The organism is Microvirga ossetica (assembly GCF_002741015.1).
Classification (GTDB): Bacteria; Pseudomonadota; Alphaproteobacteria; order Rhizobiales; family Beijerinckiaceae; genus Microvirga; species Microvirga ossetica.
The window spans coordinates 3,995,726-4,008,454 of the sequence record NZ_CP016616.1 but is presented as its reverse complement, the minus strand read 5'-3'; the positions used below and the strand labels follow the sequence as shown (position 1 = coordinate 4,008,454).

Below are 12,729 nucleotides of genomic sequence, written 5' to 3'. Positions count from 1 at the left end.
CTCACTCCGTCCGGATGCGCGGGTCGATCAGCCCATAGGCGATATCGACCAGGAGGTTGATGAGAACGATGAAAAGCGCCAGCACCGTGATCGTGCCCTGGAGCACCGGATAATCGCGGTTCGAGATGGCGTCGAAGGCGAGCGTGCCCATGCCGGGCCAGTTGAACACCCGCTCGATGATGACGATGCCGCCGATCAGGCCGCCGAACTGCAGGCCGATATAGGTGACGAGCGGAATCGCCGAGTTGCGCAGGGCATGTTTATAGAGCACGACGCGGTCGCGCAGGCCCTTCGAGCGCGCGACCATGATGTATTGCTGCGAGAGCGTCTCCAGCATGGAGGTGCGCACGAGGCGCACATTCGTGGCGGTGAGGATGATCGCCATGGTGAGCGCCGGCATGACGAAGCTCTCGGGCCCCTCCATGCCGCTCGGCGGCAGCACGCCGAGCACGATGGAGAACAAGAGCACCATCATGATGGCGAGCCAGAAATTCGGGAAGGACAGGCCGACGAGTGACAGGATGCGGATCGCCTGATCCGGCCAGCGGCCGCGGTTAACGGCTGCGTAAATGCCGAGAGGAACGGAGAGGATGATCGATGTGATGAGCGAAGCGAAGGCTAGCAGCAGCGTTGCCGGCAGCGCGTTGGCGATGAGCAGGGAGACAGGGGTCCCGCCCATGAAGCTCTTGCCGAAATCGCCGGTGACGATACCTTTGAGAAAACTCAGATACTGAACGTAGAAGGGCCTTTCGAGACCGAGCGACTGCCGGATGTTCTGCAGGTCCTGCTCGGTGACGCTCCCGGCACCGCCCACCAGCATCACGGCGGGATCGCCGGACAGCCTGATCGCAAAGGCCACGATCAGGGTCACGGCAAGGATCACGAAAACGGCCTGCAGCAATCTCTTGAGAATAAATCCCGCCACGGGGGTTCCTTCTTGCTCTTGGAAAAGGCGCCACTGGCGTGGCGCCTTCTCGATTGCGGATGTAATTGGGGTTATTCAACCGTCACATCGTTGAAGCGGAAACGCCGGTCCGCCGGCGGCACGAAGTTCTTCAGCCGCTTGCTGACGCCCAAAACGGTATTCTCGTTATAGAGCGGGATCTCGAGCGCCTGATCCGCCACATAGCGCGCGACTTCCTGAAGAACCTTCTCGCGTTCCTTCACGTCATAGATCGTGCGCTGCTTCTCGAGCAGGGCGTTGAGCTTGGGGTCGTTGTCATACGGGTTCCACTTCTCGCCCGAATGGTACATCAGGTAGGCCGTGTTGTCGTAGTCGAAGGTCCATCCACCCCAGGAATTATGCCAGGCCTCGCCGGTCTTGCCGTTCGGGATGATGTCGTTGAGGAGAACCGGAGGCTCGTGCGGCTGAATCGACGGCTTGAGGCCGAGTGCCTGGAAATAGCCGGCCGCGGCCTGCGCCACCTCACGGAAGGTCGCATCGTTGCCGCGGAAATCGATGCGGACCGGAGCGCCGGCCGGAATCTTCGCCTCTTGAAGCATCTGCTTCGCCTTGGCGAGGTCGAAAGGCAGCGGCTTCAGGTTCTTATCGTAGCCGAAGGACAGGTCGGACTGGAAGCTCGCAATCGGCTTGCCGTGGCCGAGCAGCACCGCCTTGATGATTGCGTCACGGTCGACGCCCATGATGAGCGCCTTGCGGACATTCACATCCTTGGTGATGCCTTCCTTGGTGTTGAGGCGCAGCGCAACGACAGTCGGGCCGGTGATGCTGACGAGAGTGAGGTTCGGGCTCTTCTCGACGGTCGGCGCAAGGCCGAAGGGGATGAGGGTCGCGATATCGATGCGGCCCGCCTGGAGCTCGGCCACCTGGGTGTTGGCCTCAGGAATGAAGCGGGTCACGACCTTGTCGACCTTCGGCGCGCCGGCCCAGTGATCAGCATATGCTTCAAGCACGAGGTTCACCTTCGGCGTGTACTCGACGAACTTGAACGGCCCGGTGCCGACCGGATTCATGTTGAAGTGGGCGTCGCCCTTCTCCTGGATGTATTTTGGCGGCACGATCATGCCGCCATAGCCGGCAAGCTTCGTCAGCAGCACGGGATCCGCCTGCTTCATGACGAAGTCGACCGTGTAATCGTCAACGATCTCCACCTTGGAGATCGAGGTGTAGTTCGATTGCTGCGGCCCCTTCTTGCCTTCGTCGCCGAGCAGGCGGTCGAATGTGAACTTCACGGCTGCCGCGTTGAAGGGTTCGCCGTTATGGAACTTCACGTTCTGGCGCAGCTTGAAGCGGATGCGGCTGTTGTCGTCGAGGAAATCCCAGGAGGTGGCCAAAGCCGGCTGGAGCTTCATGTCCGGACCGCGCGAGATCAGGCCGTCGTAGATGTTGTTGGCGGCAGATGCCCACGGCACCAGGAAGCTATCGATGGGGTCCCAGCTTCCGGGATCGATGGTCGTTGCGACCGTGATCGTCCCGGCCGCTTGAGCCCCGGACGCCATCAATGGTGTCAATGCGACAGCGGCCGTAAGGCCGAGCGCTTTGATGGTGGTAGAGAACTTCATCTTATCGTCTCCCTCTGGAAAAGTCGTTTCTTATGCCGCTCCGCGGATCTGATCCGCTTCGATCGCCACCCAATGTCCGGGCTCGACCTCGCGCATGCGGTGGATGGCGGGCTCCTGGCCGACCGGGCGCACCGGACTCGGGATCTCGCCTTCGATCCGCATCTTCGCCCGCTCGCGCTGCGGGTCGGCGATGGGCACCGCCGCGAGCAGCTTGCGGGTGTAGGAATGCTGCGGGTTCTCGAAGATCGCCTGACGGGACCCGAGCTCGACGATCTGGCCGAGATACATCACGGCGACCCGGTGGCTGATCTTCTCCACCACCGCCATGTCATGGGTGATGAAGAGATAGGACAGGCGCCGCTTTTCCTGCAGCTCCATGAGCAGGTTGACGATCTGCGCCTGGATCGACACGTCGAGCGCCGACACGGATTCATCCGCGATCACGAGCTTCGGGTTGCTTGCGAGCGCCCGCGCGATGCAGATGCGCTGGCGCTGGCCGCCGGAGAATTCGTGCGGGTAGCGCTTGGCATGCTGCGGCAGCAGGCCGACCTGCTCCAGCAATTCTTGCACGCGCCGTTCGCGCGCCTTTGCATCCTTGATCAGGCCGTGGACGACGATCGGCTCGGCGATGCTGTAGCCCACCGTATGGCGCGGATCGAGCGAGGCGAAGGGATCCTGGAAGATGTACTGGATTTCTTGGCGCAGGCGCCGCCGGTCGCCGTGGCTCATGGCGCCCATGTCGCGCCCGTCGAAGCGCACCGTGCCGCCGGTCGGCTCGACGAGCTGCTGCAGCGTGCGCCCGATGGTGGACTTACCGCTGCCGGATTCGCCCACCAGCGCCAGCGTCTCGCCGGGATAGATGTCGAAGCTGACCTCCTCCACCGCGTGGACGCGGTGCGTCACCCGGCCGAAGAAGGTCTTGCCCACGTCGAAGCGGGTGGTGAGCTTGTCCACCTGGAGGATGGGCTTGGTGTAATCGGCGGTGTTCTGCTCGTGCGTGCCGCCGACGGGCTTTGCCACGCCGCCGTCCATGACCATCACGGGCGTGCGCTTCGGCAGCGGCTGGCCCGTGAGGCTGCCCAGGCGCGGCACGGCGGAGAGCAGCGCGCGGGTGTAAGGATGCTGCGGCGCTGCGAAGATGTCCCGCACCGGCGCCTGCTCCACCTTCTCGCCCTTCCACATCACCACCACGTCGTCGGCCATCTCGGCCACCACGCCCATGTCATGCGTGATGAAGATGACGGCGGTGCCCATCTCGGCTTGCAGGTCGCGGATGATGTTGAGGATCTGCGCCTGGATCGTCACGTCGAGGGCCGTGGTCGGCTCGTCGGCGATCAGGAGCTTGGGATTGCAGGCGAGCGCCATGGCGATCATCACGCGCTGACGCATGCCGCCGGAGAGCTGGTGCGGATAGCGGTCGAGGAGCTTGTCCGCATCCGGCAAACGCACCTTCTGCAGCAGCTCCTTCGCCCTTAGGCGTGCCTCGCGGCCGTTGAGGCCCTGGTGCAGGATCAGCGTTTCCGCAATCTGGTTGCCGATGGTGAAGACCGGGTTGAGCGAGGTCATCGGCTCCTGGAAGATCATCGCGATGTCGTTACCGCGGATCTCCCTGAGCCTGTTGTCGGAAGCCTTGACGAGGTCGATGGCCTCGCCGCCGTCCGGGCGAAACAGCACCTGCCCGTTGGTGATGCGTCCGCCCGTGTAATCGGTCAGGCGCATGATCGCGAGGGAGGTGACGGATTTGCCGGATCCGGATTCTCCGACGACTGCCAGGGTCTTGCCCGGCTGCACATCGAAGCTGACCTCCTTGACGGCTTTGAAGGCTCCATTCCCCGTGCCGAACTCCACCGAAAGGGAGCGGACCGACAGGAGGGCTTGAGATTGACGATTGGCTGTGTCCGACATCCATTCACGCTCTTGAGGATGTACCGGTCCGACGAAATCTCGGATCGGTACCTCTTTGATACCTGTTATCCATCACAGCCACGATGCCGCTACGTCAAGCACCGATTGCATAAGATCAGGCAGTCGCGGGGATCATAGATCCGGCGCGACGAAAAGTGCGAGTCTTTTTGTTACCCAGTTACCCATTCGCCGCCGCGCATGAGCGGCTCGCACCTGCCGTCCTGTGTGATACCATCCACATCCACCCGGTCGGAGCCGATCATCCAGTCGATATGGATCAGGCTCTTGTTCGATCCGCGGGAGGCAAGCTCGTCCTCGCTCATGGAGCCGCCTCCGTGGATGCACTTGCTGTAGGCCTGGCCGAGCGCGATGTGGCTGGAGGCGTTCTCGTCGAACAGGGTGTTGAAGAAGAGAAGGCCGCTCTGCGAAATGGGCGAGGAATACGGCACCAGGGCTACCTCGCCGAGGCGGCGCGCGCCCTCGTCGGTATCGAGCACCTTGTTGAGCACGGCCTCGCCGGTGCGCGCCTTGCTCTCGACGATGCGCCCGCCTTCGAACCTGACCTGGATGTCCTGGATCAGCGTGCCGTTATAGGAGAGCGGCTTGGTGCTGGTGACGGTGCCGTCGACCCGGTCCTTGTGCGGCGTGGTGAAGACTTCCTCGGTCGGAATGTTGGCGTTGCAGACGATGCCGTTCTTCGCCGCGGTCGAGCCGCCGTTCCATTCGTGATCATCCGCGAGGCCGACGCGCAGATCCGTGCCGGGACCGCGGAAGTGGAGCGCCGCATAGTTCTTGCCGTTCAGCAGGCGCGTGCGCGCCTGGAGCGCCGCATTGTGCGTCTCCCAGGCGGCGATCGGGTCAGGCGTATCGACGCGCGAGGCCGAGAAGATCGCCTGCCACAGCTTGGCGACGGCCACTGCCTCCGGATCGTCAGGAAACACGGTCTTGGCCCAGGATGGCGTGGCGGCGGAGACGATGGTCCAGTTGATGTCGAAGCCCGCGATCATGTTGAGAGCCGGCATATAGGCCTTGGAGCGCGCCCGGTTGGCGCGGGAGACCTTGTCCGGATCCTCCTTGGCGAGGAGCGAGGGATCCTCGCCGACGATGGCGAGCCGGGCGGCGCCCTTCTTGTAGGCCTCCGCCATGCCCTCGTAGAGCCAGGCCGGCGCCGTATCGAAGCCCTCGTCGCGCCCATGGCGGTAGCGCATGAGCGTGCTTTCCTCATCCGAGAAGATTGTGGTCACGAGGGAAGCGCCGGCTGTGTAGGCATGCTCCGTGATGCGCCGGACCAGGGCGACGGCGTCGAGCGGCGCGGTCACGACCAGTTCCTGGCCGGGCTTCAGCCCAAGCCCGACGCGAACGGCGACTTCCGCCAGGCGGTCGAGAAGCTGGGCATGGGATGCGGCATCCGCCAGGTTCCGGACTTGTTCGTTCATGATCCTCGTCTCTCGCAGGTCGAATAATGGCGGGAGAGGCTACACGGCTCTGCCGTCGGTGCAACCTCGAAGGCTGAAATGTCACATATTCTCAGGCTTTGCGCCGCCGAGGACGTCCGGATCGAAGGCGATGCTCTTGATGATGGCGTGGACCTGAAGGCCCGGCCTCAGGCCGAGCTCCGCCACCGACTTCCGGGTCACGCGGGCAACGAGAGCGTCGCCGCCGCAATCGAGCTCGACATCCACGCTCGCCCCCTCGGATTCCTCGATCGAGGAAATAATTCCCGACAGCACATTGAGCGCGCTCATGCCCTTGGGCTCGTGCAGGGACAGGATGATGTCACGGGCGCGTAGGCGCACGCGCATCCTCGTGCCGACGGCATGATCGAGAAGCGGGACGGTCAGGGTGCCTGCCCTGGCCTGAAGCACGGTAAGGCCGAAGCCGTTCTCATGCCGCAGGACCTGCGCCTCGATCAGCGCTCCGGCCTCGGTGAGACCGGTCTGCCTGAACAGGTTCGTATGCCGCAGAATCTCCGAGGCCGAACCGGATGCCGCCACCCTCCCCTCGGACAGAACGACGACCGATGTCGCAAGACGCGCAATCTCGGGCACGGAGTGGCTGACGAAAACGATCGGCACGCCGCCCTCGTCGCGCAGCCGCTCGATATAGGGAAAGATCTCGGCTTTGCGCGCATCGTCGAGCGATGCCAGCGGCTCGTCCATCAGCAGGAGCTGCGGATCGGCGAGAAGCGCGCGCCCGATGGCGACGCGCTGCTTTTCGCCGCCCGACAACGTCGCCGGTCGCCGTTCGAGAAGGTGTCCGATGCCGAGAAGCTCCACGACATTCTCGAAACCCGTCTTCCGCTCCCCCCTCGGGGTGAACCAGCGGCCGAAGAGCAGGTTCTGGCGCACGTCGAGATGCGGGAAGAGGCGTCCTTCCTGGAACACGTAGCCGATGCGCCGCCGGTGCTTGGGAACGAAGACGCCTTTCTTCGTGTCGACGAGCACCCGCCCCTGCACGACGATGCGGCCGTGATCCGGCCGCACGAGACCGCCTATGGCGTTCACGATCGTCGTCTTGCCGGATCCCGACGGACCGAAAAGTGCTGTGAGCTTTCCGTCCGACCGGAAGCGCGCTTGGAGGTCGAAGGCTCCCTGCGTATGCCGGATGTCGACGTCGAGAACCATTACGCGCGAACCCGGCGGCGCATCCGGCGCGCCAGCCATTCGGACAGCCAGAGCGCAACGACGGAGATGACGATGGACACGAGCGTCAGACGCATGGCGCCGCTCTCGCCGCCCGGCACCTGCGTATAGGTATAAATGGCGGAGGGAATGGTCTGTGTCTCGCCGGGAATGTTGGAAACGAAGGTGATCGTCGCACCGAACTCGCCCATCGCCTTGGCGAAGGACAGCACCATGCCGGCGATGATGCCCGGTACGATGAGAGGCAGAGTTACCACGGCGAACACCCAAACCGGATGAGCGCCGAGCGTTCCCGCCGCATCCTCCAGCTTGCGGTCGACGGCTGCGATGGACAGGCGGATCGCGCGCACCAGGAGCGGGAAGCCCATGATGGCGCAGGCGAGCGCCGCGCCCGTCCAGCGGAAGGAGAACACGATGCCGAACTGCTCTGACAGGAAGGCGCCGATGGGGCCGCGCCGCCCGAAACCGATCAGCAGGAACCAGCCGACGACGACCGGCGGCAGGACCAAGGGGAGATGGACGAGAACGTCAAGGAACTGCCGCCCCCAGAAGCGCCCTCGCTCCAGCAGCAGCGCAATGGCGATGCCGGGAATGAGGCTCGCCGTCATCGCGACGAAGGCGACTTTCAGGCTGAGGCGAACGGCCGTCCACTCTTCCGGAGAAAGCCAATCGATCACGAGCCGGAGGTCGCCTTGCCGACGAACGTGAAGCCCTGCTTCTCGAAGAAAGGCTTCGTCTTGTCCGAGCGCAGGAAGGCCAGGAACGCCGCCGCGTCAGGATTGCTCGAATCCTTGGTGAGCGCGACCGGATAGACGATCGGCGGATGGCTCTCTTCCGGGAAGGTCGCGACGATGCTCACATTCGGATCGGATACGGCATCGGTCTTGTAGACGATCCCAAGCGGCGCCTCGCCACGGGAGACGAGGAGGAGCGCCGCGCGCACGTTATCCGCCTGCGCGATCTTATCCTTGACCCCGGCCCAGGCGCCGAGATGCTCGAGCGCCGCCTTGCCGTATTTTCCGGCCGGCACCGCATCCACATGGCCCATCGCCAGGCGGTTGCCGCCAAGGATCGCGGCGAGATCGATTCCGGGCTGGAGTGTCACCTGCTGGGTGGAGCCTTTCGGCGCGACGAGGACGAGGGAATTGCCGAGCAGGCTGATGCGGCTCTCGGGCTTGATCAGCCCCTTCGAGGCCAGGTAATCCATCCAGTCGAGATCGGCGGAGACAAAGAGATCCGCCGGGGCACCAGCCTCGATCTGCTTGGCGAGCGCATTGCTGGCGGCATAGGAGACCGTGACCCTCTTGCCGGTCTCGCGCATCCAGGCCGCGCCGGCATCGTCGAGCGCATTCTTCAGGCTGGCGGCTGCGAAAACCAGCACATCCCTGGACTGGGCCGAAGCTCCGCCGACCAGCGCGAACCCCGAGAGCAGCAGGCCGAGAAGAGCCATCTTCGCAAACCGGCCGCCTGAGGATCGAGTCGAACGCATATCCTGTCTCCCGAAGAGGTGAACCTGCCTCGCGCAGGCATCCTAACGAAGCTGTTGGGCTCTTCAAGCGGGGCGCTGTCTCGGCGACGCCCGTTTCGTCGTCCTGCGGACCAGCCTGTAGCCGAGCAGCACCGCGACGATGGCCGCATAGACCAGGGGCTCGGGCGGCCAGGATTTCACGACGAGGATGAAATGCAGCACCGCGCCGATGGCGGCCACATAGACGAGACGATGCAGCTTCGCCCAGGCCTGCCCACCCATGCGCCGGATCGCGGCGTTGTTGGAGGTCACGGCCAGGGGCACGAGGATGACGAAGGTCGCCATTCCGATGGTGATGTAGGGCCGCTTGACGATGTCGGCGACGATGGCCGCGATGTCGAGGCCCTGGTCGAGAACGAGATAGGTGGTGAGATGCAGGGCCGCGTAGTAGAAGGCGAGCAGGCCGAGCGCCCGGCGATAGCGCAGCAGATTGATGTTTAAGAGCTGCCGCAGCGGCGTGACCGTCAGCGTCGCGATGAGGAAGCGCAGGGCCCAGAGCCCGAGGGCCTGTTCCAGATAGCGCATGGGATCGGCGCCGAGCCGGTCGGCGATGCCGGCATAGAACAGCAGGACAGCCGGGATGAAGCCGACGATATAGACGGCGATCTTCGGCACCTGAGGCAGCACAAAGCCTTTCTTGGCTTCTTGAACGGAGGCTCGTCCCGCCATCAGTAGAGCTTCCGCAGGTCCATGCCCGTATAGAGGCTCGCCACCTGTTCGGCATAGCCGTTGAACATCAGGGTCGGGCGCCGCTTCACGAACAATCCGCCCTCTCCGATGCGCCGCTCCGTCGCCTGGCTCCAGCGCGGATGGTCGACGCTCGGGTTCACGTTGGCATAGAAGCCGTATTCGTTCGACGCCTGCTTGTTCCAGGAGGTTTCCGGCTGCTTGTCGACGAAGCTGATGCGGGTGATCGACTTGATGCCCTTGAAGCCGTATTTCCACGGCACCACCAGCCGGATCGGCGCGCCGTTCTGGTTCGGCAGGGTCTCGCCATAGAGACCGACCGCCAGGATGGTCAGCGGGTTCATGGCCTCATCCAAGCGCAAGCCCTCCACATAGGGCCATTCGAGCACCGGGAAGAAGGAATCCACGCCCGGCATTTCATCGGGACGATAGGCCGTCTCGAAAGCGACATACTTCGCGCTGCCCAGGGGCTCGACGCGCTTGACGAGATCCGCCAGGGGGAACCCGACCCAGGGGATGACCATCGACCAGCCCTCGACGCAGCGCATGCGATAGACGCGCTCTTCGAGAGCCGAGGATTTGATGAGATCCTCGACCGCGAACTCGCCCGGCTTCCCGACCATCCCGTCGACCTTCACCGTCCACGGGGAGGTCTTGAGGGACTTGGCCTTTGCGGCCGGATCGTCCTTGCCGGTGCCGAATTCGTAGTAATTGTTGTAGCTGGTGACGTCTTCCCGGCTCGTCTTCTTCTCGTCCGTGGAGAACGGGCTCTTGGCCGCATTCAGGGTCGCGGCGCCCACGCCCTCCGGCAGCGCAGCCGCTGCCAGCGCCAAGCCGGCGGCGCCCGCCATCCATTGGCGGCGGTTGAGATACACCTCCCGGGGCGTAATCTCCGAAGGCAGAATATCGGCAGGGCGGCGGATCAGCACGGCATCACCTCGTTTGGAACCCATTGTGAATGGGTACACCTGAGAACGCCAGAGGTGCTCTCACGTTTCCGTTACAAGCTTACCTAGGCGGCGGCTCAGGATATGGCCTGAACAAACTTCTTCGTGATCTCACGTGGATTCGTTACTGCGGTACCCACGACAACCGCATGGGCACCGCGGCGGAAAGCCTCCGCCACCCGTTCCGGTGTGTCGAAGCGACCTTCCGCAACGATGGGCACCGGAACCTCGGCCACAAGCGCTGAGAGGAGTTCCAAATCGGGACCGCCCGTCTTGTGGGACGCCGTCTCCTCCGTGTAGCCGGCAAGCGTCGTCGCGACATAGGTCGCACCGGCGGCCTGGGCCGCCCGCCCCTCCTCCAACGTGGCGATGTCGGCAAAGACTTCCCGGCCGAGCTCGGCCTTGATGCGGCCGATCAGGCGATCCACCGGCTCGCCGTTGCGTGGACGCGGCGTGGCATCGATGCCGACGATGTCGGCGCCCGCCCTGGCGACCTGCGCGGCCTGCTCGAAGCCGGGCGTGATGTAGACCGGGAAGCGATCGTCCCACACCTTCGCGATCCCGATGATCGGGAGCTTTGTCACCGCCCGGATCGCCGCCACATCGGCCTCGCCGTTGGCGCGGATGCCCCTGGCGCCACCGGCCTCAGCGGCCTGCGCCATGGCGGACATGTAGACCGGGCCGTGCAGCGGATTGTCCGCCCGAGCCTGGCAGGAGATGACGAGGGCGCCCTTAGGGATCAGCATCCGACGATCCTCATTTCACAGCGCCGGCGGTCATGCCCTGGATGAACTGGCGCGACAGGGCAATGTAGAGCAGCGTGATGGGAGCTGCCGCGATGGTGAGGCCGGCGAACAGCATGCCCCAATCGGTGGTGTATTCGCCCATGAAGGTGGTCAGGCCCTGTGGCAGGGTCTTTCGCGCATCGGTCTGGATGAAGACGAGCGGGAAGAAGAAGTCGTTCCAGATCGGCACCGCGTTCTGGATCGCGGCGATCGCCATCGGCGGGCGCGCCAGCGGCAGCATGACCGACCACATGATCCGCGGCTCAGAGGCCCCGTCGATGCGCGCCGCATCCTCGAGCTCCGCCGGCAGCGTGCGCAGGAAGCCCGCCATGATGAAAACGGCCGACGGCAGGCCGATCGCCGTATAGGTGACGATGAGGCTCCAGCGGCTGTCGAGAAGGCCGAGATCGCGCAGCAGGATGAAGAGCGGGATGACCGCGAGCTTCAGGGGCAGCATCAGTCCGGCGAGGAAGAACAGCAGAATGAAGGTGTTGGTGCGCGACTCGTAGCGCGCCACCGCGTAGCCCGCCATGGTGCCGAGCACGAGGATCAGCACGACCGAGGTGCCCGTCACCAGGATCGAGTTCATGAAATAGGTCGGCATCGCGGTTTCGCCGAGCACCTTGGCGAAGTTCCCGACCTGCGTGAAATCGGGCAGCGCGAAGGGATGCTCGAAGATCTCGCCCGTGGTCTTGAAGGCGGAGAGCACCATCACCAAGACCGGATAGAGCATGATGAAGGAATTCGCGATCAGGATGACCTGGGCGAGGAGCGCGAAGGATATCGGCTGGCGCGTGGCAGGCGTATCGGAGGCGATGGCGGTCAAAACTGGATCTCCCGACGGCGCAGCCACAGGGTCAGCATGGACGCGAAGACGACGATGAAGAGGAAGAGCAGCGTGGCCAGCGCCGAGCCCATGCCGAAGTTCTGGATGCTGGCGCTCTGGTTGCCGAAGGCGGTGCGGTAGAAGACGAGGCCGAGCACGTCGGTAGTACCGAAGGGCGAGCCGTCGAGGCCGACCATCACGTAAGGAATCTCGAACCAGTTGAACGCACCGATGAAAAGCAGCGTGAAGAGGATGGTGGTGCTCGGCGCCACCAGCGGCCAGACCACGTTCTTCAGGAGTTGCCATTCGTTGGTGCCGTCGAGCCGCGCCGCCTCGATGATCTCAGGCGGAATGCGCTGCATGCCGGCGAGATAGACGAGGGTCGGAAAGCCGACGAAGTGCCAGGCATTGGCAAGGATGAGCGCGCCGAGCGCGGTCGAGGAATCGCCGAGCCAGGGCTTGGCCAGGGAATCGAGGCCGAGCGAATAGAGCGCCTGATTGACGATGCCGAAATTCGGATTGAGGAAGAGCTTCCAGAGGAAGCCCACGATGATCGTCGACAGCACGACGGGCACGAACACCGCCACCCGATGGAAGCGGAAGCCGAAGGGCTCCTTGTAGAGCAGCCAAGCGAAAAGAAACCCGCCGCCGTTCTGGATGATCATCAGCGCCACGAGGGCATAGACGTTGTGCAGGAAGGCGTTCCAGACCACTGGCGCCATGGTGACGCCGAACAGCACTTCCTTGAAATTCTTCAGGCCGACGAACTCGCCGCGCGCCAGGCCCTGCCAATCGTAGAAGGCATAGGCGAAGGCCGAGAGGATCGGATAGACCACGAACAGCGACATGAAGGCGATGGGCGGGACGACGAGAAACGCCACCCATA

12 protein-coding genes are annotated in these 12,729 nt (G+C 64.0%); all 12 read right to left on the bottom strand.

Annotation, left to right across the window (positions count from 1 at the left end):
- Position 1: 1 nt before the first annotated feature.
- Positions 2-925 carry an ABC transporter permease gene (locus BB934_RS19155; protein ID WP_099511058.1) on the bottom strand — a complete coding sequence of 308 codons (924 nt, stop codon included), beginning with the start codon at positions 923-925 and terminating at the stop codon, positions 2-4.
- Positions 926-996: 71 nt separating this feature from the next.
- Positions 997-2,523, bottom strand: coding sequence for an ABC transporter substrate-binding protein (locus BB934_RS19150; protein WP_099511057.1), 1,527 nt, complete (start codon positions 2,521-2,523; stop codon positions 997-999).
- Positions 2,524-2,553: 30 nt separating this feature from the next.
- On the bottom strand, positions 2,554-4,428 hold the full coding sequence (locus BB934_RS19145; RefSeq protein ID WP_099511056.1) for an ABC transporter ATP-binding protein: 1,875 nt from the start codon (positions 4,426-4,428) through the stop codon (positions 2,554-2,556).
- 170 nt (positions 4,429-4,598) lie between these two features.
- Positions 4,599-5,864 carry an aminopeptidase gene (locus BB934_RS19140; RefSeq protein WP_099511055.1) on the bottom strand — a complete coding sequence of 422 codons (1,266 nt, stop codon included), beginning with the start codon at positions 5,862-5,864 and terminating at the stop codon, positions 4,599-4,601.
- An 81-nt stretch (positions 5,865-5,945) separates the two neighbouring features.
- Positions 5,946-7,052 carry a molybdenum ABC transporter ATP-binding protein gene (gene modC / locus BB934_RS19135; protein WP_099511054.1) on the bottom strand — a complete coding sequence of 369 codons (1,107 nt, stop codon included), beginning with the start codon at positions 7,050-7,052 and terminating at the stop codon, positions 5,946-5,948.
- The gene (gene modB, locus BB934_RS19130; protein ID WP_418294709.1) at positions 7,052-7,747 is read right to left on the bottom strand and encodes a molybdate ABC transporter permease subunit; all 696 of its coding nucleotides are present in this window, start codon (positions 7,745-7,747) and stop codon (positions 7,052-7,054) included. The genes modC and modB overlap by 1 nt, the downstream gene beginning before the upstream one ends.
- A complete protein-coding gene (modA, locus tag BB934_RS19125) occupies positions 7,744-8,559 on the bottom strand; it encodes a molybdate ABC transporter substrate-binding protein (RefSeq protein ID WP_099511053.1) in 816 nt (271 codons plus the stop codon). The genes modB and modA overlap by 4 nt, the downstream gene beginning before the upstream one ends.
- Positions 8,560-8,622: 63 nt before the next feature.
- Entirely contained in the window at positions 8,623-9,267 is a 645-nt protein-coding gene (gene msrQ / locus BB934_RS19120) for a protein-methionine-sulfoxide reductase heme-binding subunit MsrQ (RefSeq protein ID WP_099511052.1), read from the bottom strand.
- A complete protein-coding gene (gene msrP / locus BB934_RS19115) occupies positions 9,267-10,214 on the bottom strand; it encodes a protein-methionine-sulfoxide reductase catalytic subunit MsrP (protein ID WP_099511051.1) in 948 nt (315 codons plus the stop codon). Before msrP ends, msrQ begins: the two co-directional genes overlap by 1 nt.
- A gap of 95 nt (positions 10,215-10,309) precedes the next feature.
- Positions 10,310-10,978: an N-acetylmannosamine-6-phosphate 2-epimerase gene (locus BB934_RS19110; protein WP_099511050.1), complete on the bottom strand. Its 669-nt coding sequence runs from the start codon at positions 10,976-10,978 to the stop codon at positions 10,310-10,312.
- A gap of 10 nt (positions 10,979-10,988) precedes the next feature.
- On the bottom strand, positions 10,989-11,843 hold the full coding sequence (locus BB934_RS19105) for a carbohydrate ABC transporter permease (protein ID WP_099511049.1): 855 nt from the start codon (positions 11,841-11,843) through the stop codon (positions 10,989-10,991).
- Positions 11,840-12,724: a carbohydrate ABC transporter permease gene (locus BB934_RS19100; RefSeq protein WP_237050016.1), complete on the bottom strand. Its 885-nt coding sequence runs from the start codon at positions 12,722-12,724 to the stop codon at positions 11,840-11,842. The genes BB934_RS19105 and BB934_RS19100 overlap by 4 nt, the downstream gene beginning before the upstream one ends.
- Positions 12,725-12,729 lie beyond the last annotated feature (5 nt).

What these genes read in the sequence shown, in the direction of transcription:
- BB934_RS19150 (WP_099511057.1), bottom strand. Translation starts at nt 2,523, where the DNA reads ATGAAGTTCTCTACCACCATCAAAGCGCTCGGCCTTACGGCCGCTGTC.
- BB934_RS19145 (WP_099511056.1), bottom strand. Translation starts at nt 4,428, where the DNA reads ATGTCGGACACAGCCAATCGTCAATCTCAAGCCCTCCTGTCGGTCCGC.
- BB934_RS19140 (WP_099511055.1), bottom strand. Translation starts at nt 5,864, where the DNA reads ATGAACGAACAAGTCCGGAACCTGGCGGATGCCGCATCCCATGCCCAG.
- modC (WP_099511054.1), bottom strand. Translation starts at nt 7,052, where the DNA reads ATGGTTCTCGACGTCGACATCCGGCATACGCAGGGAGCCTTCGACCTC.
- modA (WP_099511053.1), bottom strand. Translation starts at nt 8,559, where the DNA reads ATGCGTTCGACTCGATCCTCAGGCGGCCGGTTTGCGAAGATGGCTCTT.
- msrQ (WP_099511052.1), bottom strand. Translation starts at nt 9,267, where the DNA reads ATGGCGGGACGAGCCTCCGTTCAAGAAGCCAAGAAAGGCTTTGTGCTG.
- BB934_RS19110 (WP_099511050.1), bottom strand. Translation starts at nt 10,978, where the DNA reads ATGCTGATCCCTAAGGGCGCCCTCGTCATCTCCTGCCAGGCTCGGGCG.